Annotated in this window: 20 protein-coding genes and 1 pseudogene; 15 read left to right on the top strand and 6 right to left on the bottom strand. The window is 37.5% G+C overall.

Annotated elements, in window-relative coordinates; translation table 11 throughout:
• The first annotated feature begins 165 nt into the window (after positions 1 to 165).
• Complete coding sequence (locus F598_RS0111960) at positions 166 to 5,196, top strand: translocation/assembly module TamB domain-containing protein (protein WP_019039299.1); 5,031 nt, start codon at positions 166 to 168, stop codon at positions 5,194 to 5,196.
• Positions 5,183 to 7,465: a translocation and assembly module lipoprotein TamL gene (gene tamL / locus F598_RS0111955; protein ID WP_019039298.1), complete on the top strand. Its 2,283-nt coding sequence runs from the start codon at positions 5,183 to 5,185 to the stop codon at positions 7,463 to 7,465. The genes F598_RS0111960 and tamL overlap by 14 nt, the downstream gene beginning before the upstream one ends.
• Before the next feature lie 29 nt (positions 7,466 to 7,494).
• Here the strand turns inward: tamL and panB are convergent, their stop codons facing one another.
• Entirely contained in the window at positions 7,495 to 8,313 is an 819-nt protein-coding gene (gene panB / locus F598_RS0111950) for a 3-methyl-2-oxobutanoate hydroxymethyltransferase (RefSeq protein ID WP_019039297.1), read from the bottom strand.
• Positions 8,314 to 8,402: 89 nt separating this feature from the next.
• Between panB and F598_RS0111945 the strand changes: the two genes are divergently transcribed.
• The 10 genes from F598_RS0111945 (at position 8,403) to F598_RS0111900 (ending at position 18,454) form a co-directional block, all read left to right on the top strand.
• A complete protein-coding gene (locus tag F598_RS0111945) occupies positions 8,403 to 9,578 on the top strand; it encodes a GlmU family protein (RefSeq protein ID WP_019039296.1) in 1,176 nt (391 codons plus the stop codon).
• 90 nt (positions 9,579 to 9,668) lie between these two features.
• Positions 9,669 to 10,589: a YihY/virulence factor BrkB family protein gene (locus tag F598_RS0111940; protein ID WP_026302696.1), complete on the top strand. Its 921-nt coding sequence runs from the start codon at positions 9,669 to 9,671 to the stop codon at positions 10,587 to 10,589.
• A 252-nt stretch (positions 10,590 to 10,841) separates the two neighbouring features.
• A complete protein-coding gene (locus tag F598_RS0111935) occupies positions 10,842 to 11,273 on the top strand; it encodes a DUF7878 domain-containing protein (protein ID WP_019039294.1) in 432 nt (143 codons plus the stop codon).
• 255 nt (positions 11,274 to 11,528) lie between these two features.
• Entirely contained in the window at positions 11,529 to 13,910 is a 2,382-nt protein-coding gene (locus F598_RS0111930; protein ID WP_019039293.1) for a TonB-dependent receptor, read from the top strand.
• Between the two features lie 278 nt (positions 13,911 to 14,188).
• Positions 14,189 to 15,217 (top strand): hypothetical protein, encoded by a 1,029-nt coding sequence (locus tag F598_RS0111925; protein ID WP_157595014.1) that lies wholly within the window; start codon positions 14,189 to 14,191, stop codon positions 15,215 to 15,217.
• Between the two features lie 66 nt (positions 15,218 to 15,283).
• Positions 15,284 to 15,619, top strand: coding sequence for a hypothetical protein (locus tag F598_RS15370; protein WP_157595013.1), 336 nt, complete (start codon positions 15,284 to 15,286; stop codon positions 15,617 to 15,619).
• Between the two features lies 1 nt (position 15,620).
• On the top strand, positions 15,621 to 15,986 hold the full coding sequence (locus F598_RS0111915) for a hypothetical protein (RefSeq protein WP_019039290.1): 366 nt from the start codon (positions 15,621 to 15,623) through the stop codon (positions 15,984 to 15,986).
• Positions 15,983 to 16,231 carry a hypothetical protein gene (locus F598_RS0111910; RefSeq protein ID WP_019039289.1) on the top strand — a complete coding sequence of 83 codons (249 nt, stop codon included), beginning with the start codon at positions 15,983 to 15,985 and terminating at the stop codon, positions 16,229 to 16,231. Before F598_RS0111915 ends, F598_RS0111910 begins: the two co-directional genes overlap by 4 nt.
• A gap of 385 nt (positions 16,232 to 16,616) precedes the next feature.
• Positions 16,617 to 16,898 (top strand): hypothetical protein, encoded by a 282-nt coding sequence (locus F598_RS0111905; protein ID WP_019039288.1) that lies wholly within the window; start codon positions 16,617 to 16,619, stop codon positions 16,896 to 16,898.
• The gene (locus F598_RS0111900; protein ID WP_019039287.1) at positions 16,895 to 18,454 is read left to right on the top strand and encodes a PepSY-associated TM helix domain-containing protein; all 1,560 of its coding nucleotides are present in this window, start codon (positions 16,895 to 16,897) and stop codon (positions 18,452 to 18,454) included. Before F598_RS0111905 ends, F598_RS0111900 begins: the two co-directional genes overlap by 4 nt.
• A gap of 359 nt (positions 18,455 to 18,813) precedes the next feature.
• Here F598_RS0111900 and F598_RS15475 read toward each other — a convergent pair whose 3' ends face one another.
• The 4 genes from F598_RS15475 to F598_RS15655 all read right to left on the bottom strand — a co-directional run bounded on the left by F598_RS15475 (position 18,814) and on the right by F598_RS15655 (position 20,365).
• Entirely contained in the window at positions 18,814 to 18,993 is a 180-nt protein-coding gene (locus F598_RS15475; RefSeq protein WP_169334105.1) for a hypothetical protein, read from the bottom strand.
• Positions 18,994 to 19,185: 192 nt separating this feature from the next.
• Complete coding sequence (locus F598_RS15365; RefSeq protein WP_169334107.1) at positions 19,186 to 19,446, bottom strand: transposase; 261 nt, start codon at positions 19,444 to 19,446, stop codon at positions 19,186 to 19,188.
• A gap of 169 nt (positions 19,447 to 19,615) precedes the next feature.
• The gene (locus tag F598_RS15660; RefSeq protein WP_019039286.1) at positions 19,616 to 19,906 is read right to left on the bottom strand and encodes a hypothetical protein; all 291 of its coding nucleotides are present in this window, start codon (positions 19,904 to 19,906) and stop codon (positions 19,616 to 19,618) included.
• Positions 19,907 to 20,074: 168 nt separating this feature from the next.
• A complete protein-coding gene (locus tag F598_RS15655; protein WP_281163578.1) occupies positions 20,075 to 20,365 on the bottom strand; it encodes a transposase in 291 nt (96 codons plus the stop codon).
• Positions 20,366 to 20,614: 249 nt separating this feature from the next.
• On the opposite strand from F598_RS15655, the gene F598_RS15360 reads away from it, so the two are divergent.
• The 3 genes from F598_RS15360 to F598_RS0111860 all read left to right on the top strand — a co-directional run bounded on the left by F598_RS15360 (position 20,615) and on the right by F598_RS0111860 (position 24,220).
• Complete coding sequence (locus F598_RS15360; RefSeq protein ID WP_157595011.1) at positions 20,615 to 20,803, top strand: hypothetical protein; 189 nt, start codon at positions 20,615 to 20,617, stop codon at positions 20,801 to 20,803.
• A gap of 615 nt (positions 20,804 to 21,418) precedes the next feature.
• On the top strand, positions 21,419 to 23,248 hold the full coding sequence (gene rpsA / locus F598_RS0111865; protein WP_019039281.1) for a 30S ribosomal protein S1: 1,830 nt from the start codon (positions 21,419 to 21,421) through the stop codon (positions 23,246 to 23,248).
• Between the two features lie 132 nt (positions 23,249 to 23,380).
• The gene (locus F598_RS0111860; protein ID WP_019039280.1) at positions 23,381 to 24,220 is read left to right on the top strand and encodes an alpha/beta fold hydrolase; all 840 of its coding nucleotides are present in this window, start codon (positions 23,381 to 23,383) and stop codon (positions 24,218 to 24,220) included.
• 260 nt (positions 24,221 to 24,480) lie between these two features.
• On the opposite strand, the pseudogene F598_RS15150 reads toward F598_RS0111860, so the two are convergent.
• Positions 24,481 to 24,612, bottom strand: a pseudogene (locus F598_RS15150) (peptide-methionine (S)-S-oxide reductase MsrA); the annotation flags it as partial.
• Between the last annotated feature and the right edge of the window lie 33 nt (positions 24,613 to 24,645).

The raw sequence follows: 24,645 nt of genomic DNA, 5'->3' as shown, positions 1-24,645 counted from the left end.
CAAAACCAAACCCATATAGCTTAATCGTTTTCGTCGACTCTTATTTTAAATTTCATGTTGCTGCGTATTCATTATAATTTTGAAATGACTTATTTAACTTAATTTAAACGTCTTAAAGCTTTTACAACTAATCTGTTATTCTAAATTTGACCTTTATTTGAAAGTGTGACCGAAACCCAACCCAAAAAGCGATCGATATTCAGAAGAATTCTTAAGATATTTCTTAGAATAGCATTAGCGCTTTTTATCATCTTTATTCTACTTGTACTTTTCATCAGAAGTCCATGGGGACAGGATCTGATTGTTGAAAAAGTAACCAACTACGTAAGCGATAAAATTGATACTGAATTTGATATCGGAAAGCTATACATCACTTTTTCAGGCAATGTGACTTTGGAAGACTTATATCTTGAGGATAAAAGCCAAGACACTTTAGTGTATTCTAAATACCTCGAAGCTAATGTACCTTTTAGGCCACTTCTGCTTGGTGATGAAATCAAAATAGACTTTGTAAACTGGAGAGGACTAAAAGCTAACATCAGTAGAGAAGATAGTATTCAGGGTTACAACTTTCAATACATCGTCGATGCTTTTGCCTCTGAAGAACAGCCTCAACAGAAAAATGATAGTTCCACAACTTCATTTTCAATTGGGAGTATTTCATTTTCAGACTTTAAGCTAAGCTTTGATGACCGAGTTATAGGGATTAATTCTGATCTTGATCTCGGTCAGCTTGAAATTGAAAGTAATGCAATTGATCTTCAAAATTCAAAATTTGATCTAGATCAAATTCATCTGAAAAATACTACTTTAAATTATACGCAATCAGCAACCACTGCACCTGAAGAAAATTCTGAAGAATCTTTACTACCTTGGATTCTAATTGAGGATTTGAGCCTAACCGATGTGACGGTAAATTACGAATCTATTCCTGATAAAACCACAGCAGATGTTTTTATCAACAAGTTTGATCTCAACGAGTTGGACGCCAATTTGAATGCTCAACAAATCACTTTAGATAAATTTGTCTGGAATGATAGTAATGTAAAGGTTGAATTAAATTCTACTAACCAAAGACAAGAGGATGAGAAAAGTACAGATACGTCAACAGCTGCTTTAAATTGGCCTAAATGGACTGTAAATATTAATGAGATTGATTTTGAGAATCATGATCTCGAACTGTTTCAAAACGATCAAAAGCCTGTTAAAGGTAAATTCTCTGCAGAAGCCCTAGCGCTGAGCTCTGTTTATCTTAATCTGACTGATATCCATTTTTCAAAAGACGAATCGCTGAATTTTAATCTCAACGACTTCCGATTTCAAGAAAAAAGCGGATTGAATTTGAAAGAACTTAAAGTCAATTCCAGCTTAACTTCAGAACAATTACTATTAGAAGGTTTACGGTTCGAGCTTAATAACAGTTTGCTTTATGCAGATTTGCAGGTAAACTACCAACAACTTCAGGCACTTCTCAATACTCCTGGGGCATCTAGTTTCAATTTAAATGTGAGCAGGCTTAGAGCCGACTTAAATGATGCTTTTGTATTTTCTGAAGACCTGAAAAAAAATCAACTTTTTCAACAATTATCTGTGCATCAATTTGACGCTAATTTTATCGCACAGGGAAATCTACAGCAATTGAAAGTTCCTGAATTTGATTTGGATTGGGGAGAATCCACCCATCTCAATTTTGAAGGTGAATTAATTAGTCTAGATGAGCCAGAAAGGCTAGGCTTAGACATAACAGCTTTCGAGGCAAATTCAACGCAGAAAGATCTATCCCGTTTTGTATCAGAAAAAGATCTTGGAATTGCATTACCTTCAGATTTGGCTTTAACTGGATCTCTTAGAAAAGATAGCGATAATTATCGAGTTGATACCCAGCTTAAGAGCTCATTTGGGCAGGTGCAGTTAAAAGGGTTTTTTAGAAATGACAATAATATCAGCTACAATGTTGATTTTGATATAGAGGCTCTAAAATTAGATCAACTGCTCAAAAATGATCAGCTTGGTAGTTTGAATATGCAGTTATCTTCTCAGGGAGAAGGCAATTCAATTAATGAATTGAATGCAGAATTAACTTCGAAAATCGATAGTGTAAGTTGGAAGGCTTACACGTTTTCTGGTCTAGAGATTAAAGGTGATCTTAAAAATGGGAAGGGCCAACTGGCCTCTGATTATAAAGACAAAAACCTTCAATTTAGTCTAGACTCCGAAATTAAATTAGATTCTGTTTCTCCTAGCGTTGATATGACTCTTAATCTTGAGGGTATTGCTGCTCAGCAGTTAGGTTTAACCAGAAAAGACATAAGAGCTAAAGTTTTGGCGAATATATCATTTCAAGGAAATACCAATCGATTTGATTTAAAAACTCAGTTGAAAGAAGGGCAAGTCGTTTATGATGACAGACCTTACTATTTGGGAGATGTTGATGTTTCTGCTCAAGTGGATAGCACAAGAACTAAGGCCTCTGTAACGAGTTCATTTTTAAATGGAGAATTAAAAGCTAATAGCGATATTGCTGGAATTACTGAGGCACTTCAGAATCACTTCAAATTATATACTAAAGACTCAACTTCAGTCAAAACAACTAAGACTCCGATCGATTTAGATTTAGAATTAGCTTTTGTGGATGTGCCAATTATTTCAGATGTATTTGTAGATGGGATTCAACAAATGGACTCTTTGCAGGTTTCAATTCATTTTCATGAAGCACAGGATGAACTAACCTCAAACTTAAATCTACCATATTTGAATTATAAAGATAATGAGCTAAATGGGCTCCAATTAAAAATTAATTCTAATGGAAAAAGCGCAAATTTCAATTTTGGCTTCGATAAGATCTCAGCAGGTCCTCTGGAAGTTGCAACAACTAAAGTGGAAGGTGTTTTTAAAGATCAGTCCTTGAACCTTCAATTGGATGCCTTTAAGGGGGATAAGGATTTTTTTAATTCCTCGGTGTCTGTAGAGTTTGAAGAGAATAACCAATACCGGATAAACATTTCACCAGAGGAACTCATACTCAATGGGACAAGCTGGAACATCTCGTCTGAAAATGAGATTATTTATCAAAAGGATAGTATAAGGGTAGATGATTTTAGATTGACCAGAAATAACCAGAGTATTCAACTGAGGGATGATTTAGAGTTTGAGAAAAATCATATTGGTGTTGTATTTGAGAATTTCAAGTTATCCACTATTACAAATTATTTAAATCCAGAGGAAAAAATAGCGGCAGGGAAACTGAGCGGTAGAGTTGTAGTTTTAGAGCCTTTAGTTACAAATGGTTTGATATCCAACTTAAATATTGAAGATTTGAAATTGACAGAAGTTCCTTTAGGGAATTTAGCTTTAAAGGCAGAAGCCAATTCTGAAGATGATTATCAGTTGGATCTTAGCCTAAATGATGCAGGTATTGAACTAATAGCTGAAGGTCTTTACCATACCAATGAAGTAGAAACCAATATCAATTTGAATTTTGATTTAAAAAAGCTGGAGATGAATACTCTTGAGAAGTTTGCAACAGACTTTATCCAAGAATCTAAAGGCAAGCTTGAAGGAAAATTAGAAATAAAAGGATCGCCAGGACAACTGGATTACGAAGGTCTTTTGGGATTCAATGCTGTTGAATTGAATCTCAAACCCCTTAATACATTGCTTCAGCTTCAAGATGAAACGATTAAATTGAATAATAATACAATAAATTTCGACTCTTTTACCATAAGAGACGTTAAGGGCAATACATTTACAACCGATGGTTCTGTTGATATTGAGAACCTAACCAATCCTGAGTTTAACCTGACTTTAAACGCTAAGGATTTTCTGCTTTTAGATTCCAACATTGAAGATAATGATCTTTATTTTGGAAAATTGATTTTTGATGCGGATGCGGATATCACTGGAGAACTTGACTTTCCAAAAGTTAATTTGGACCTGTCTATCAAAGAAGCTACTGATCTTAACTATATCATACCAGAATCAACAGCAAGCATAGATGAACGAGATGGTGTTGTGGTCTTTGTGAATAAAGAAAATCCAGACGATATTTTAACTCAGCGTGACAAAAAAGATTTTGAAGTGGTCCTTACAGGTGTAGATCTTGATAGTAGCATTAAGATTGATAATAAAGCTAAAGTAAAAGTTGTTTTTAATAAAAGATCTGGAGATAACGTCTTAGTTCAGGGAGGTGGGGATTTTAAATTTGATATTTCCAGAACCGGTAAGATGGATCTGGTAGGTAAATATAAAGTGTCTAAAGGAAGTGTAGAACTCAATCTTTATAATATCGTAAAGCGAAAGTTTAATATTGCCTCTTCAAGTTCAGTGACCTGGAGCGGAGACCCTTATAATGCCAAGCTAGATTTAAGAGCTATCTACAATATCGAAACCTCTGCCAGCGCACTAATGGCTTCTCAAACTGCCGGAGAAAGTGTCGCTGTACAAAACAGATACAGACAACAACTTCCATTTGAAGTCTACCTGGATGTTGGTGGAGAACTTACATCACCTCAACTCAGTTTCCAATTAGACATGCCAGAAAGCCAGAGAGGAGCAATAAATGGGTCTGTCTACGGGCGACTATCTCAAATTAATCAGCAGGAAGATCAGCTCAACAAGCAGGTATTTTCGTTACTTGTTTTAAATAGATTTTACCCTGATGCCGGGAGTGATGGAAGTAGAGGAGGTCCTGCAACAATGGCAAGAGATAATCTCAATCAGGCACTTTCAGACCAGCTCAATGCATTTTCTGATAAATTGACTGGCAATACAGGTATATCTTTAAACTTTGATGTGAATAGTTATACAGATTATCAAGGAAGCACCGTACAGGATAGAACTAATGTGGATGTCACTGCTCAAAAAAAACTACTGGATGACAGACTGGTTGTCGAGGCAGGTAGTTCTGTGAATGTTGAAGGAGGTCAACGACCGGGAGAAAGTCAATCTGTAGTTGGGAACGTTAACGTAGAATACTTGCTTACAGAAGATGGACGCTGGAAATTGAGAGGATTTCGCAAAAGTGAATACGAAAACGTGATCGATGGACAGGTCTTCGTTAGCGGTATTGCTCTCATTTTTACCAGAGAATTCAATAAATTTAAAGTCCTTTGGAACAAGGCTTACCGAGAGTCACTTAAAGAAGAAGAAATAGAGGTTAAAAACGAAAAAACTGAGACTGAAGATGATAAAAATTAAACAGGTATACATATCGATTACTTTTATCTCTGTAGTATCTGTTTTGATCACTTCATGTAGTGTGGAAAAATTCATCCCAGAAGATAAAACCCTCTACACAGGTTCTGAAATTGAGCTAAATAATAAGGAAGATAAAGACTATGATGAGCTGGAAGCTAGACTCAATTTAGCTATAGCTCGAAAAACCAATACTAAATTCCTGGGTATGCGACCTGGTCTTTATTTTCATTTTAAAGCTAATAGGGAAAAGCCTGGTTTTATCAACAAATTTTTGAATAAGCAATTTGGTGAAGACCCGTATTATTTCGAAAGTATCGACGTTGCAGGGGCAGAAAAGATCTTAAATAACCGGCTGGAAAACAGCGGTTATTTTGGGAGTATTGTCAGGTCTTCTATCCAAAGAGATTCATCGGATGTATCTACTTCAGTTGATTATACAATTGAATTGACTGAGCCCTACACCCTAAAGTCATATCAACTCAACAAAACCTTGGAAGACAGCTTAAGCATTTATAATGATATACAGGCTTCTTTAAAAGAAACTAAAATTGAAGATAACAGTCTCTTTAATTTTTATGATCTCAAATCAGAACGGGAACGCATAGACCAGTACTTAAAAGCAAGAGGTTACTATAATTTCAATTCTGATTTTTTAATTTTCGAGGCCGATACCAATGCCTATGAAAAAAGAAAATTTGATCTCTTTTTAAGATTTAAATCAGAAGTGCCAAAAAAATCACTGGTTCCTTATGTAATCGATGAGGTTAATATTCACCCCAATAGGAGCTTTACTGATGAGGAAAAAGCAAAAGATACATTAAACTACGAAGGATATAACTTCATACAGGATTCAGTATTCTTTAAGCCGAAATACCTCAAGCCCTATGTGCTTATAAAACCCGGGGACACCTACAGTCCAAAATTATCGAGTTATACCAGTAGGAGATTATCTTCCATCAGTACTTATAAATTTGTGAATATCGACTATGAAGAAAAAGATACTGTAGCAGACGAGCAGGGGAGAAGACATCTTATCTCCAATATCTATTTATCACCCTTAAATAAACGTTCTCTGAGATTGGAATTTCAGGCAGTTACAAAGTCTAATAATTTTACCGGACCTAATATTGGGGTAGTATATTCCAATAGAAACTTATTTAAAGGTGGAGAATTATTGAGGATTTCATTAAATGGAGGCTATGAACAACAATTTTTTGGAAGGACAGGAGACCAGGGGTTGAGCAGTATTCAGGCTGGATTAAATGCTTCTCTTTTATTTCCCAGACTTATTTTCCCTATAGACCTCAATGAAAGTTTTGAATATGCTATCCCCAAAACGAAAGTCAGCTTAGGTTTTGATCATCTTAATAGAACACAACTTTACACCTTGAGTTCTGTCTCTTCATCTTTTGGATACATCTGGGAAGGGAATAGCTACGTGACTCATGAGCTGAGACCTATTAATTTAGAGTTTGTTAGCCTCGGGAATACTTCAGAAGAATTTGAAAATATTCTTGATAATAACCCCTTTTTAAGACGAAGTTTTGAGCAGCAATTTATAGCGGGATTGACTTATAATTTCACTTATAATGAAATCAAAGACCAATCGACGAGTCAAGGTCTTTATTTCGGTTTCAATTACGATATGGCCGGGAACGGACTTAATCTTTTAGGTTCTGAAAATCAGGAAGGCAACAATGAATTTTTAGGCCTGGAGTACGCGCACTATTTTAAGGCAGACATAGATTTGAGGTATCATCTCAAATTAGATCAGAAAAGGCAAAAACTGGTCGCAAGGGTTTTCGCTGGTGCAGGACAACCTATGGGCTCAACAGAGTCTCTCCCATTCGTCAAGCAATATTTTTCTGGAGGTCCCTATAGCGTTAGGGCTTTTAGAATTAGGTCTCTGGGACCAGGAACCTTTTCTCCGGAAGATGGAAGCAATTCCTTTTTTGATCAATCTGGAGATATTAAACTGGAAGCCAATTTGGAATATAGGTTCCCTATTTCAGAATATCTTTTGGGCGCTTTTTTTGCAGACGCCGGGAATGTCTGGTTAGTGAATGAAAACGATGCCACACCAGGTGGGCAATTCAGTTCTAATTTTATAAATGAATTAGGGGCTGGATTTGGATTTGGTTTGCGAGTAGATATTCAGGGATTTGTGATTCGTTTAGATTTAGCAACTCCAATAAAAGAACCTTCTACCTCGTGGAATTTTGATTCTGCCAATCCGGTTCTTAACTTTGCTATTGGTTATCCGTTTTAAATTAGCGTTAACCCTTTCCAATGCTGAATTTAATACTGCTCTTTTTCATTCGGGAACTGTTTAGCTTTTACATCTTCGTTATAATTTTGAACAGCTTCTGTCATGATCGACTCTAAATCAGCATAACGTCTTAAGAATTTAGGGCTAAACTCTTTATTCATCCCTAACATATCGTGTGCGACGAGTACCTGTCCATCTACACCACTACCAGCTCCAATTCCAATTACTGGGATGTTGACGCTTTTAGCAACCTCCTCAGCCAGTTTAGCTGGTACTTTTTCTAAGACTATTGAAAAACAGCCTATTTTTTCCAGCATCAAGGCGTCTTCTTTCAGCTTTTGGGCTTCGTATTCTTCCTTGGCCCTTACGGTATAAGTTCCGAATTTATAGATAGACTGTGGAGTAAGGCCCAAATGTCCCATCACAGGGATTCCTGCTTTCAATATCCGTTTGATAGATTCTTTTATTTCGCTTCCTCCTTCCATTTTAACGGCATGGGCGCCACTTTCTTTCATAATTCTTATAGAAGACCTCAAGGCTTCTTTAGGATCACTCTGGTAACTTCCAAAAGGTAAATCTACAACCACGAGTGCTCTCCTTACTGCCCGAATGACCCCACAGGCATGATAAATCATCTGGTCTAAGGTAATTGGCAGAGTGGTCTCATGACCAGCCATGACGTTAGAAGCGGAGTCTCCAACTAAAATCACGTCAATGCCAGCTTTATCAACGATTTGAGCCATGGTGAAGTCATACGAGGTCAGCATGGAGATTTTTTCCTCATTGGCCTTCATCTCAATCAAGGACTTAACCGTGATTCTTTTGTATTCTTTCTTGGCTACTGACATAATTTTAATTTTATTTGAATGGCTAAATTACTTAATTTTAAACTCACGCTCAAAGATTTTAGCGTTGTACTATTCAAATTCACAACCTTATGAATATCATTCTTTTTGACGACCATCTTCGTTCTCAATTTCTACCCTTAACTTACACCAGACCAATTGCAGAACTGAGATTTGGAATTTTAACCCTAAAGGAAAAATGGGAAAACATCAGTCAAGCCAAACTATCTGTTAAAACAGAAGCTTATTTATCTAAAAAATATCCAGAAACGCTTCACCAAGAAAATACCTACGTCAATGCCAGATACTTAGCTTCTGAAGCCTTTCTAAATGAAATTCAAAATCTTGAACATGATGAAGTTTTAAAGCATGGGGATGTAATTTTAGCCTATAAGCTTCGAAGGGATGAGGAGTTAGATCTTAGCAAATTGAAAAGCACACAAGTTACAAACTCCGTAGATTCAATAACTCATATCACAGACTTATTTTCTAAAAATCATAAAGCCATCGAAGAGGATTTCGAACTGATAACGGCCAATAGAACTTCGCAACCTATTCCAGATACTGTAACTTGTTTCAATAAGAATCAAATTTTTGTAGAAGAGGGAGCAAAACTGTACAACGGTACGCTGAATGCCAATGAAGGGCCGATTTATATAGGAAAAGATGCAGAAGTAATGGAAAATTCTGCTATAAGAGGACCATTTGCCCTATGCGACCATTCCACAGTAAAAATGGGTGCTAAAATCTATACGGGCACTACTATCGGGCCGCATTCCAAAGTAGGAGGAGAGGTGAGTAATTCCATGATATTAGGCTACTCCAATAAGGGTCACGATGGTTTTTTAGGTAACTCAGTCTTGGGAGAATGGTGTAATTTGGGAGCAGATACCAATACGTCGAATCTGAAAAATAACTACGCTGAGGTTAAACTATGGGATTTTGAAACTTCCAGATTTAAAAACACAGGCCTGCAGTTTTGTGGCTTAATCATGGGAGATCACTCCAAGTGTAGTATCAACATGATGTTCAACACAGGAACCGTTGTAGGTGTAAGTGCTAATATTTTTGGAGCAGGATTTCCACGAAATTTTATACCCAGCTTTGTGTGGGGTGGGAGCCAGGGGACCATTACCTATAAACTCAATAAAGTATTTGAAGTTGCACAATTGGTGATGCAACGAAGAGGGCTTGAGCTTTCAGCTGAAGATCAACATATTTTAGAATATATTTTTGAAGATACCAAAGTTTATAGAAAAGAAGCCTAACTGAGTGTTCACTTCAATTTAGTATTAAATTTTACTAAAGCTTAGTTCATTAGACCCATTGACCTTTACTTTTGTTCATACATGAAAGTGATGATAAAAGAAAAGATCAATTCTATTTTAAGGAAGAAGTACGTAAAGGTTCTTGTAGATACCATCAAAGACTTTACCTCCAATGAGTCGATGAATTTTGCGGCGGGTACTGCATTTTACACCATTTTTAGTCTTCCTGCTTTTTTGATTATCATCTTAAACCTGGGAGCAAGCCTTTACAATAAGTCAGAAATACGGGAGGAGTTGTTTACCCAAATTACCAACCTTTCAGGTGAAGAAACGCGCAAGACGCTTGAAAGCATTTTAGAGAACTTTGCCATCAATTCAGATAACACTCTATCGGCGACCATTGCTATTGGCGTATTGATTTTTAGTGCGACCACGGTGTTTGTAAGCTTGCAAAAAGGCATTAATCACATCTGGCACATTAAGCCAAAGCCCAATCGGGGATGGTTAAAGTTAGCGATAGATAGGTTGTTGAGCTTTTCTATAGTGCTTGTGATCGGTTTTATTTTGATCATTTCTTTAGTATTAGATGCTATCGTTTCCTTTTCGTTTGGAAAATTAGATGGAATTTTTCCGGAAATCAACCTCAAGTTAATTTCCATTGTGGAAATCACTATCTCACAACTCATCATGATCGTTATTTTCGCTCTCATGTATAAAATCTTACCCGATGCCCGTGTGAAGTGGAAAGACACCTGGGCCGGAGCCATTATTACTGCCTTGCTCTTCATTTTAGGTAAATTCCTGATCGGCATTTATATGGGGACTAATGATTTAAGTTCTACTTACGGCGCCGCAGGGTCTTTAGTGATTTTACTGGTTTGGATTTACTATTCGGTGGTTATATTTCTTTTCGGGGCCCAGGTCACGTATTATATCGCCAAGAACATCGGAGGTGGTATCAAACCCAAATCCCAGGCGGTCAGGATTGAAGAACGAGAATTAGAAGCCTAATATCTCATTACTTTTTTTAAAAGTAAAACAAGACAAGATATAAATTGTCCCTTTTGTTTAATACAATAGTCATTGAAACACATTTCAGCTGACTTGAGGATTCATTTATATTAGGCATTTTCTCAATGACCTTTACTTTGTGATAGATTATAGCATTAAGGATAAAATAATAAAAACATGCGTTTATCCCGTATCTGTTTCAGATAAACGTGTAATTTTATATGGATATAACTTGTTGTAGCGCATTTGAAAATGACGACTTTCCAGGTAAATAACATTAGACGATCTTATCAAGAGAATCAAAACCTTGAGAAGGAATACCTTGACGTCCTGACAAACATGGAATGTGACTTTGTACTGGAAATCGATCGACAAAAGATATTAAGTGTCGTAGGTTGGAATTTGGTTGAGTTCTTAGACCAGTTAATTAAATGGAGAAATGACGGTATGACGACTTCTTTTCATTATGACTGTATGGACAGTGATGAAAACCTATTTGATCTGGAAAAAGAACATGATGGTTTCCATTTCCATTCGAGCTGGCAAGAAAATGGTAAAGCACGACCGTTATCTCGACACGAAATTTTGGATTTTATCGAACGACTGAAAACTGAAACCCTCGACAAAGTAAATCGCACCTTCAAGGTGGACCTGACCGCAATTAAAGAATTAGAAATGAAATAAAAACGCGCTACAACAACGCATATAGCTTATGGCGGGTGAACGGCTGCCAGCAAGGCTTTCGCTTCGTAGCCAGCTTTGGTTTCGATGGACAGGAAAGTGCTTCAAAACCGCCACAAGCCATATGCAAACCGTTGTGCCTCATTGAGAACAATAAACCCTCAAGAAAACATTGAGGGAGTTTTTTGAAAATATATGACTTAGAATTAGTCTAAATAAAAACACATCCATATCTTTGCGCAAAAATAAAATAACCTAATGTCAAAAATATCTGTATTAGCCTTACTGGTATTTTTTTTACAAATGGCCAATGTGCAAGCACAAAATTACGCCTCGGTATCAGGTTTTGTAAAAGACGCGAAAAATAACGGTATACTTGGTATTACGGTACTTTTAGAAGGAACTCAGACAGGAGCTGCTACGGATGAGATAGGGTTCTTTGAGATTAAAAACTTGCTGCCTGGCAATTATATTTTGGTTATCTCTGGCATTGGATACAAGCCACAAAAACGTGCTATTGCTTTATCACCTACACAAGGTTTAAACTTAGAAATAGTCTTGGAGGAAGATGCTCAAGGCTTAGATGAGGTCATCATAACCAGTAAAAGCACAGCAAAAGAACTTTCCGAACAGCCTATCACCATCAGTTCGTTAGCTACCCGACCCCTGCTGGCTCAGGCAATGGGTGCAGAAGAATTGCTCAAAACGACTACCGGAGTGGTAGTTCGTCAGAATGGGGGGCTGGGCAGCAATTTTAATATCAACCTCAACGGACTCACCGGGCAGGCGGTGCGACTCTACTTTGATGGCATTCCTATCGAAGTATTTGGTGGGGGCATTTCGCTCAATACCATCCCCATAGATGCACTGGAACGCATTGATGTCTATAAAGGTGTGATGCCAGTAGCAGTCGGTACGGATGCGTTAGGCGGGGGCATTGATTTAGTCCCGCTCAAAAAAGACATGGATTATCTTTCCACTTCCTACACAATTGGTTCCTTCAACACCCACCGCTTTACTTTCAGTGGCAATAAAAGATTAGGAGAAAAAATTTCATTGGCTACCCTCGCTTACTTCAACTACTCTGACAATGACTACAAGATGCGGAACATCCGCAACATCACCGAGCAAACCCTTCCCAATGGCAGCATAGTACCAGGTCCGGAGGAGATCATCGAAGCCAGACGCTTTCATGACCGGCACATTTCAGGGTATGCAGAAGCTACCCTGAGACTAAAGCAACTGAAATGGGCTGACCAACTGGAAATCACTGCGCTCTATTCCCAGCGAGATGATCAAATACAAAATGGTGCCTTCATTTCAAATACTTCTGTAGGAGAAGCCACTACTGGAGCACGCACTTTTGCTCAGCGCCTTGATTATAGAAAACAGCTTTTCAATGACAAACTAAGTCTTCGCTATTTCGGGGTGTTTTCTACCACTCGAAACGAAGTGAATGACAGCACCAGAATTTTCTACGACTGGCGCGGCAACCGCTTGCAAATTGTCAACAACGTGGGTTCGGAACTCTTCGCTCGACCCACCAGCCGTGTAGGAAACGACATTGGCACTGCACACCGCCTGATGGCTACTTACAAAATCTTGCCCAGTATTGATTTTACGGTATCCGAGTATTTTGGCTACGCCCAAATCAAAGGTGAGGATCCCATCGGGCCACGACTCTCAATAAACGGTGAACCGATTGACCCCAATACCATTCCTTCATCATTGACCAGGAATATAGCAGGAGCGGAATTAAAGGGCAGCTTTTTGGACAACCGACTCGTACCGGTTCTATTTTACAAAAATTACTTTTACAACTCCGAAGCCATTGACATTTTGGCGGTGAATTCCACGCAAATCCCGGTGCGTTCGGTACGTGCCAGTGAAAACGGTTACGGCATGGCATTGAAATATCAGATCTTTCCCTCCTTTTTTGTAAGAACGAGCTTTGAACGGGCGGTCAGGATACCGACCGAACGAGAAATCTTCGGGGACTTTGCAGCAATTCGCCCAAATTTCGAATTGCGCCCTGAAAAAAGTAAAAACCTGAACATAGGACTGCAATTTGAGCCGAAGATGAGCAATAACCGCTCTCTTTTTATTGGTATTGACGCCTTTATCCGCAACCAGGAAGACCTGATTCGCCCGGAGCCTTTTGGTTTCGAGAATATTATTTTTATCAATGAAGCCTTTGTAAGAGGGCGAGGCGTAGAGTTTGCCACGAGGTTTAGCCCCCTGAAAACTTTGAGCCTGAGCGGGAATTTTACTTACCAAAGCAATATCATCGAAGAGACGGGCAATCAAGTGCCCAATATCCCCCGTTTGTTTTTGAATGTGGGTGCGAGATATGCTTTTGAGGATGTCTTTGTCAAAGGCAATACTTTGGAATTATTTTGGAATTACTTCTTTACCGACCGTTTCAGTATCAACGAAGTAAATGACTTCAATACTGCCAATCCTACCTTCATCATTCCGTCACAAAATGTTCATAATACGGGGGCGGTGTATCGCCTAAGTGATGAAAAATGGTCTTTTTCTTTCAATCTTCAAAATGTATTCAATACCGAGGTCTTCGACAACTTCCGAGTTCCGAGACCTGGTATTAACTATAATCTAAAAATCAATTATTCACTTTAAATTTCAACACAATGATTCGTAAAATCACTTCAATGGCTATTGTAGCCACGCTGTTTTTCACCTTTTCAGCTTGCGAAAATGATGACCCTGTAAATCCTACCCCGAACGATAATCGGAAGTCCACCGGCTTTGTGGCCGTTGTCAGCACCTCAACCGGTTCGGCTATTGCTAAATATATTGAGGAACTTCCCGCGGATGGAGGCACCATTAACGTGGCTGAAAACGGAACAGATTTTCAGCAGTTTTTCCCGACATCTTTGGTTAATTCTGCGCTATTCATGAGACGTTCTGACGGTGCAGCTGGCTTCTCGAAGTATGAGGTCAATGGCAATGGTGAACTGATCGAAACAGGTGTAATTCCCACCGCTGCGGCCAGTTCTTTCCGAATTGATGCTCGAGATGCTGATGTAGGAGTCTTCCACGACCGAGCAAATCCAGACCAAATCACGGTGTTCAATCCTACCACGATGCAAATAACGGGAACGATCGACATGACCGCTGCACCAGTACCGGGTGATATCCCTCAGCGCTATCAAAAATTCTTTTTCAGGGGTAACGATGTTTTCGGATTTATCAGAGGTGAGGATGGCTCGGAATTTACCTCATTTGTAGTCCATCAAGCCAACTTATCAAGCAATACCTACGTGGGTAGCACCCAGCGTGATGGCAATGGATTTAGCTCCATTTCTGGTATTTCTTCCTTTGGACAAAATGTAATCGATGGTGCTGGTAACCTTTACATCGCAGATGCCGGAAACCTGAATGGTTCAGGCTTGCCTGCTTCCCTTAATAAAATCCCTGCAGGCAGCAATACCTTTGATGCTTCTTATCAGTTCTTCCCGGCTCAGGTTTTAAACCCAGCCAACTTTGCTTTACCAATATTTGACAATTTTTTCAGCATCGGTGGGAACAGAGCCATCGCTAAAGTAAATGCTGAAACACCTCAGGAGGTAATAGATATTGTCACAGCCGCAGGAGGCGTTCAAAACTTATCTCCGGACCAGCTTAACCAAGTCTTTGAAATTCTCTTTACAGCAGAATCTGCCCAATGGTGTGTACTTGACCTGGCGGCTAAATCCGTAACTCCTATCACCGGCATTCCTAATGTGGGAGCATTTTCGGCAGGCGGTACAGGCGGTAGTAGAGGCGGTAGTTTCCGTCACAATGGGGAGTTTTATCTGGCTGTACCTACTGCTGGCGAACAAGCCTATTACCGCTATAATGCTAATACAGGTTCGGCAAGTAAAGCTTTTACCGTCACCGGAGGAAATCTGACAGGGGTTTATAACCTTGCAGAGAATAATTAAGATTTAAAAAGAAAAATTATCAAGTAGGCGGTTCCTTGGGACTGCCTACTTGTGATAAACGTGACCATGTATTCGCTATCTATTATCACATCAGCTCTTTCTGTGCTATGCCTTTACTCGATTGCAAGGAAGGTAGAACTACAAATAAGTGGAATTATCCTTTACTTATCCAAGCGAAAGAAAACATCGCAGGTGCTTTCTGTTGTTTTTTTTCTGTTAAGTGTAATTTTCCTTTTACCTAAAGTAGGTATAGCCTCAGGTATCATCGGTGTAGTAGTGCTATGGACGCTTTTGGCGAGTTCTATTTTGTTATTGTTGCCGTTTAATTGGGTGAAAGCAAGCCATGTGCTGTCGCTTTCATCGGGCATTTTACTTATTGAGTTGGTTTTAAACTTCACCTAATATGCCGGCTAACAAAAAGTACCTGATAAAATCGGGCTGGGCAAAAGCCAGTAAGGTAATTGATGCTATTTTGGGCAGTTTTGTGGCTTCCATGGCACTTAAAGGCTTTATTGTTTATTTAAAACGTACAGAGAAAAAACGAAAAGAAAAACCAAAATTTATTGAACTCAAGCCATTGCTATTACGTTGGACCTATGGTATGCTTGCCTTTATTTTATTAATGATGGTGCTCGGGCTTTCATTTGGTGTTGTTGTTCCATCTTTGGTTGTTATCATAAGTCTTTACGGTACATTAATAGTTTTGCTTATTCGTGCTTTGGTTTTATTTATAAAGCGAAAACTATTTTCTAAAAAAGTAGTGATATGACCACAAAGGAACGCTTACATAAAATCAATGAGTATTTTTTAATTCCTATACTATTTGTAACAGGTACATTTTGTTTAATGGGATTAATTTATTTTGTTAATGAGTATTTTAAATCAGAAGATTATTTTAAAGATTATTTTCAGTTTGGTATAAAAGATATAGAATCGTACAAATCCAAAATGCTCAACTTTGTCAGTATATTAACAGGAACCCTGTTATTAAAGGCAATAATTATAAAATATTAGCACCGGATATTTTCAATAGTATTGATTATTATTCAAACATTAGTAATTGTTATTTTCATAAAACAACATTAAGTGGTCATTTTATGTTCCTTATTAGCTGTGATTTTTGGATACAGTACTTCAAAATACTTCCCAAAGGATGTGCCTTTTGTTTCGCATCTTAACTTGAATAAGACCATTAAAAATATCATAAGTGTTAGTCTGTATGGATTAGCGCTAATAATGTTTATTTTAGAATATGGAATTGCAACAGGCAGTTTGGTTTGGTTGTTTACTATAACGTTAATCTTGAGCCTAGTTATTTTAGCTTTACCATATAATACTAGACTAATCTTTACATTTCTAAGTATTGGACTAATTTTTTTATTAATAGATATGATAGGTTATGCCAGCTAATAAAAAGTACTTATCAAGTCCAGGGCAACGTGTGTTAAAAATCTCAGCCGGAATATTAGGTGGTTACTTGCTCACAATGCTATTTCATAATGCAATAGGAATTCATCTCAACTATAAAGGTGCTATTGCATTAACGAGCGCATTTAGCGCTTTCTTTATGTGGGTAGCGCTAATGATTTTTGCGTTTGTGAGCAAGAATGGTTGGAAGATTTGGGGCATTTATTTGGCGCTAATTTTAGTTTGTGGAATCATAATTTATTTAGGTTTATGAAATTAAAAGCTTTAAATCCGAGGTTGCACAACATTATATTCCATACGCATACAGTTGCTGGTATCGTCATTAGTTTTGCACTGTTTATAATCTTTTATGCTGGTGCTTTTGCATTATTTAGAGATGAATTATTCATTTGGGAAAACCATCAATCACGCTCAGTAAAAGTTGAAGAAGTTTCTACAGAAACAATACTAGATAAAGTAAGAGCACATTATCCAGATTTTAAAGAAAGTGGTCAAACAAGTATTGTCTATAATAGTAAAAGCCAACCTTACATACAATTTTATGCTGACTTAAACCCAAAAGATGATAAAGCCTACAGACGTATACGTGCACTTATAAATCCTGAGACTTGGGAAATTACAGACAACGAAAATCCTAAAACATCAGTTGGAGAAACCTTATATCATCTGCATTATTTTGACCAAATTCCTCAGTTTGGTATTTGGATATCAGGTTTAGTGTCGCTTTTCTTTCTATTCGCTATTGTTACTGGTGTTTTGGTACATTGGAAAAATATGATTCGGAAGTTTTATTCCTTTTCCTTAAAGAAAAAAATTAAGAATATTTGGACAGATGCACATACAATGTTGAGTATTATTGGCTTGCCATTTCAAGTTATTTATGCCGTAACAGGATGTTTATTTGGACTGTTGACTTTACTTCTAGCACCATCAGTTGTGTTAATGTTTCAGGGAAGTACAGATCCTATTTATGAGAATATTCAGCCACAACGTACCATGCAACCCAATGAGGATGCTAAATTGGCAAATATGATATCTATTACTGATATTTATAATGATATCCAAGATGAATTTCCAGAACATACAATTCTAAATGCTGTGACCATTCATTATGGTTATGAAGATGCCACGGTTAGTTTTAATATCGACGATGGAAAAGGTATTGTTAATGATGGAAATTTGGTTTATAGCTTGGTTTCAGGTGAACGTATAGCAGAAATCTTGCCAAATGACAAAACCTATACACAAACGGTCTACAACCTAATGACCAAATTACACTTTGCAACTTTTGGTGGTGTTTTGTTAAAAATTATTTATTTCATTTTAGCAATGATTACCTCTTTTTCAATCATCAGTGGTGTAATGATTTGGAAAACAGCAAGAGATAAAAGTAATTACACAGATAAACAAAAAAGATTCCATCATAAGGTGACCAAGTTTTATCTGGCTATATGTTTAGGTTTATTTCCAGCTACAGCATTGCTCTTTATTGCTAATAAAGCAATTCCTTTTTCAATTGAGAATAGAGCATTTTATGAAAACTCAGTGTTTTTTGTGGGATGGCTTATTCTAACTTTGATTGGTTTATTCTGGAACAACTTAAGACAATTAAACATTCGATATTTAATTTTAGGTGGAATTGCTTCTTTAACTATACCTATTATTAATGGTATAGTTACAGGCGATTGGTTTTTTATTGCCTTGTATAATGCACATTATATTGTTGGGTCAATAGATATATTTTGGTTACTAACAGGAATTGCTGCAATAAGGGTGGCAAATTTATCCCGAACAAAAGAAATTTTTTGATATAATAATTTTATATGTTTTATCAAATAACTACTCATGATATCTGATATGTTTAAAGCCAGTTGCCAACACCGGTAACCGTTGCACAAGCCATTAAAACTCTAAAAAATGAGTTGTTTTAAGCCCTTTTCAGGGCTTTTGTATTTTAGATTAAGTTGGATTTACCTCAGATTTAGAGGGCTTAAATTGAAGCTAATCAGGTTTAGGTAAGTAACTATTTCATAAAACAAAGACCGTAGAGCTTTTGCTCCACTTTTTGCCCGGTTTTGAGTGAATTTAAGGTATTTTTTGAGGTTACAAGCCATGGCTGAGAGGTGCATCACCCCTGCCCGTACCGAGCGGTACGTTCGGGCGGGTTGTTAGCTTGCTGTAGCCCGATAGTATTGATCTTTCTTAAACCCATAAATTGAGTAAGAGTGCCGATCCCGATAGCTATCGGGAGGTTCCACTGTACTTTGACGTTTGGCTTTCATGTATCTGCCTTGTTTGCTTTCTACCCGCTCTATGTTTCGATCGTATTCTTCTTTGTAGTAGGTCACGGAGAACTTTTTTCTTTAGCTGTTCTGCCTAAACATTCAGCTTGCAAAGATCAGCCTTTACACTGTTTACTGGAGCTTCGGTATTCCTTTTTTAAGGTTGCTGTTCTGTAATCTTTAAACACTATCTTGAAGGGAATGATCTCTCCCTGGGGACAGATGTAATGATCTTGTTCTTTATTATAATCAAAGTCCTTAGGACCGCCTCTGTAAGTCCTCCCAGATAAGTCGGGACAGGCTGTGAGCTGGAATAAAACTCTGCAAGCCTTTTTGCTCTAGGTAAGCATAATTCTCTCCGCTACTGTATCCAGCATCGGCTATGCAATTTCTCCATAGCATTCCTGTTTTGTGCAAGCGAGGTTGTAATCGACCTACAATATCTTGTAGATACTGATTGTCTTTCTTATCTGCATGATAGGCTCTGATATCGGTAATGACATGATGACCAGTATCCACACTGAGCTGACTTAGGTAATTCAGCTTTCTGGCTTTGTTGTGTCATCCTCTCGTTATCACTCGGCGGTGACAGGAACACTAATGCGAGCGCCTGCCTGCCAAGGCACGCAGGCAGGTCTGGATCTGTTGGACTGTCTTGCCTCCGACGAGTTCGCTTTTAATAAAAGCGTTACGAGAGGAAGGCATCATTACTGGTATAGCGAGCCCCTTTGTTTTTTGCTCCTGGACGGTAGTCTTGATCTTTAGACCATTTTTTGTTTCTTGACTTTAGCGCTGCAAGCTCTTGCTTATTAGCGCTGATGCTTTGTTGTTCCTTGCTGGCTTTGTTCTCTTTTGCTTTTCTATAAACTTCTTTGTCTCGGTGTCTAATGTGACGAACTTCTGCAAGATGACCCTCCAGATCCTGCTCAGGTACTTTGAGTTCCAGGCTGTCCATAGAAGCACCTGCCTGCCAAGGCACGCAGGCAGGTTGGCTTTGACTGGTGCAGAGTCTATAGCCTGGGTATGACCACTCACCATACCTTTATCAATTCACACCTTCAAAACTTTAGTGAAGACTTCTTCAAATATCTCTTCAGGTAAAAGCTGACGGGTTCTGCTGATAGTAGAGTGCCAGGGCAATTCATCATCAATATCGTAATCGATAAAAAAACAAAATGTCCAAGCACATACTACAATGCTCAATCAGTCTGCGATCACTGATAATGTTCTGTAAATACCCCACCAAACAGAGCTTAAAGAATACTACTGGATCAATGCTTTTCTGACCGCTTGAACCATAATAAGGCTTAGTTAATGTATACAGATAATCTAAGTCTAAAACCGACTTTAATCTGCGATAAAAATTGTGCTGCGGGACACGTTCACTGAGTAAGAATTTAGAGAACAGTTTCTCTTGATACTCCTTTTTTTCTTGCATTACTAAAGATAATCAATTCCAAACTTTTCAATGCCAATCAACCCGCCTGCCGGACGGGCAGGTTATATATATTTACAAGGAAAAAAAAGTTGTGCAACAGACACAACTTGTATAATTAATTACTTTGGTCGTTGCCAACTTGGAAAATTCCTTCGGAATTTCTCGCGTTCGTTTTTGTTTACTAAATTAGATGCTAAAAACACGCATCTAACCATACACAAAACAGTTATAAAGCATAAAAAACCTCACTTGGAAATAAGATCTTCAATACATCATTATACATACATTGAACATTCCAGAAGTTTGAAAATGGCGGCAGACAAAAATATCAAACTAGTAGTGGATTCTATGGGTCATTGGAAATCGGACCATGACAGAATTGAAGAATTAGGTTTTTTCGCGCAGCTAGTTTACTTTACGTTGTATCTATTGAATTAATATTAAAGGCTCGTGCTTTATTTATTGAACGTGAAAAAATTAAAAATGGAGAAATCAAAACTTTCGCTGATTTTATAAAAATCTGAAAGGGTAATTCCAGTGGTCATGATTACTTTTACATCATTGAGCATTATGATATCTCAATTAATTCTGAGGAAAAAAGGTTGCTTAAAAATTTTTCAGACTATGCAGTTTGGGCAGGTCGATTTCCCTATCCTTACAAAGAAGATAAGATAATAAAAGCTGAAAACTCAAATAAAGGTAGTAGTTCTATTGGATTAAGTGATGTGGAATTAGTTGAGAATTTTATTCAAAGGCAATTGCAAGAAATGGAGTTGTAACGCTTTAAACAAAGAATTCAGGCTAAAACAACACGTTTCTTCATTAAATCAAGACAACATTAATAAAGAGTCATTATTTTACCCTTTTAAGTCTTCCAGGCCTTAAATTAATTTATGAACTAAGGTTTTGATTATCAAAAAATAACTGTATTTTTGCAATCCTTTTGAATGCAATTCAAGAAACGTTTAAAAGGTTGATTTTAAATAATTTAATCTCTTCTGCGAGTTTTGCTAAGTTTCTTGGACAAGCAGAATACAAATTTTTAATCAGCATATGGCTGAAGATAAAACAACTAAAGAGCAACAAGCTGTTGCAAACTCTGAAGATTCAACTCCTAAAGTCGCTCCTTCAGAGCAACAAGAAAATCCTAAACAATTTTTAAAAGATTTCAACTGGCACAAGTACGAAGAAGGTATTGATGAAGTTGATGATGAGCAGTTAGAGCAATTCGAAAAATTGGTTGAGGAAAACTTCGTCGATACACTTCATAATGAAGTAGTAGACGGAACTGTAGTTCACCTTACAGATCAAGATGCGATTATCGACATCAATGCGAAAAGTGAAGGTGTCATCTCATTAAACGAATTTCGTTACAATCCAGATCTTAAAGTAGGAGATAAGGTAGACGTTCTCATCGACGTAAAAGAAGATGCAGAAGGTCAACTCATCCTTTCTCATAGAAAAGCGAGAGTGATCCGTGCCTGGGAGCGTGTCAACAAAGCTCAGGAAGACGGTACTATCGTAAATGGTTTAGTAAAATGCAGAACTAAAGGGGGGATGATCGTTGATGTTTTTGGCATCGAAGCTTTCTTACCAGGTTCTCAAATCGATGTGAAGCCTATTCGTGACTATGATGCTTACGTAGGCAAAAACATGGAATTTAAAGTAGTGAAAATCAACCACGAATTCAAAAACGTTGTTGTTTCTCACAAAGCGCTTATCGAAGCGGATATCGAAGAGCAGAAGAAAGAAATCATCGGTCAGTTAGAAAAAGGACAAGTCTTAGAAGGTGTAGTGAAAAACATCACGTCTTACGGAGTCTTTGTTGACCTTGGTGGTGTAGATGGATTGGTTCACATTACAGACCTTTCTTGGTCAAGAATCAACCATCCAAACGAGGTTGTAGAACTAGATCAAAAATTAAACGTTGTTATTCTTGACTTTGATGAAGACAAGACAAGAATTCAACTTGGTTTAAAACAATTACATAAACATCCTTGGGATGCTTTAGATGAAGGTCTAAAAGTAGGAGATGTCGTTACTGGAACAGTTTCAGTAATTGCAGACTATGGGGCTTTCATTGAAGTTGAAGAAGGAGTTGAAGGATTAATTCACGTTTCCGAAATGTCTTGGAGCACGCACTTAAGATCGGCTCAGGATTTCGTAAATGTTGGTGATAAAGTAGAAGCCAAAATCCTTACTCTTGATAGAGAGGACAGAAAAATGTCACTTGGTATCAAACAAATGACTCCAGATCCATGGACAGATATTACAACTAAATACCCAGTAGGCTCTAAGCATGTTGGTGAAGTAAGAAACTTTACAAACTTTGGAGTGTTTGTTGAACTAGAAGAGGGTATTGACGGATTGATTTACATTTCAGATTTATCTTGGACTAAGAAAATCAAGCACCCATCAGAATTCTGTAAAGTTGGTGACAACTTGGATGTTGTCGTTTTAGAACTTGATGTAGAAGGCCGTAAATTAAGCCTTGGACACAAGCAAACTGAAACGAATCCATGGGATAAATATTCAGATGAATTTGCTGTAGGAACTAAGCATAACGCTTCTATCACCGAAATCGTAGATAAAGGTGCTACTGTAGAATTCAACGAGGATGTCACAGCATTTGTTCCACAACGTCATCTTGAAAAAGAAGATGGAACTAAATTAGCTAAAGGTGAGGCAGCAGAATTTATCATTATTGAATTCAACAAAGAATTCAAGCGTGTAGTTGCTTCTCATACCTCTGTCTTTAAAGAAGAAGAAGCTCAGATTGTGAAAAAGGCTGCTAAAAAGTCTCAGGAAGAATCTAAGAAGACCACTTTTGGAGATGCTAATGCAGAATTGCAAGCGCTTAAAGACAAGATGGAGAATAAATAAGTGTTTATCACTTGATTATATTTAAACCCTGCTTATTCAAGCAGGGTTTTTTTATGCTCATGGTTTTGGTTAAAATTTTAAAAATTCAAAATTGATGTTTCTGATTTTTTATAATTTAAAAGAAAAATTATTATGAGTGAATTGAATACATCATCTTTAGAGAAATCAAAAGCCATAAAATTAGCCTATAACGACTATGGAACTGGACAGCCTATTATATTGATTCATGGCTGGCCATTAAATCGGTCGATGTGGGAATACCAAATAGAACCTTTAGTAAGTGCTGGTTATAGAGTGATTTCTTACGATCGAAGAGGCTTTGGAGAAAGCTCTAAACCATGGAGTGGTTACGATTATGATACACTGGCCAAAGATTTAAAAGATCTTATAGAAACTCTTAAACTTGAGAATGTCATCCTTGTTGGATTCTCTATGGGTGGAGGAGAAGTGGCTCGATTTATAGGAAATTATGGAACTAAAACAGTTGACAAAGCCGTCTTAGTTTCTGCAGTCACTCCTTTTATGCTTCAAACAGAAGATAACGATGCTGTAGATGCCTCGGTGTTTGAAGGTATGAAAGAAGGTATTGCTAAGGATAGACCACAATTCTTTAAAGATTTCGGTAAGAACTTTTATAATTACGAGGAATTTGGAGGCGATAGAATTTCAGAATCTTTCCTCGAATTGACCTGGAATCTCGCCATGCAAGGCTCACGAAAAGCAACATTAGACTGCGTGGATAGTTTTGGTAGAACCGATTTTAGAGACGACTGTAAAACCTTTGATATCCCAACATTGATTGTCCATGGTGATGGCGATCAAATTGTGCCGATAGATGTTTCAGCGAAGAGAGCGCAAAAGTTAATATCCAATTCCAAGTTTGAAGTGATAAGAGACGCTCCACACGGTTTGTTTGCGACGCATCATCAAGAATTCAATTCTATTCTGCTTAAATTTTTAGCTGAGAAGTGAACTAAATTATAGCTTTAAATAAAATTATATTATCAAAAAGCCGTCCAGATGAGTTTCCGGGATGGCTTTTTGATTTTTTAGCGTTAAGATTTAGGTTTAACCTGACTTATGCAACAGGAAGCTAAGAAAGAGCAGAACTACTTGTATTTAGACAGGGTTAACACCGAGTTAGAAAATCACCATTTTGGTGTTTTGCAGAAACATCGAGATGGTAGAATTTTCTTATTCGATTATTCATTAGAACTAGTTCTAATGAATAATTAGGGTTTTAAGAGGTCTGGAAACCTCACTTTAAATCGTGTAAATCTTGGAACAGATACATTCTGTATGTAAGGATTGTTGGGGTTTTTCTTTTTGTAATCCTGATGGTATTCTTCCGCCATCCAGAATTTATAGATGTTAAAGTTTTAAGACTAATAAGATTT

It is taken from the genome of Psychroflexus tropicus DSM 15496 (assembly GCF_000378765.1).
Taxonomy (GTDB): Bacteria; Bacteroidota; Bacteroidia; order Flavobacteriales; family Flavobacteriaceae; genus Psychroflexus; species Psychroflexus tropicus.
The sequence above is the reverse complement of the archived record's forward strand: the minus strand, read 5'-3'. Positions and strand labels throughout refer to the sequence as shown.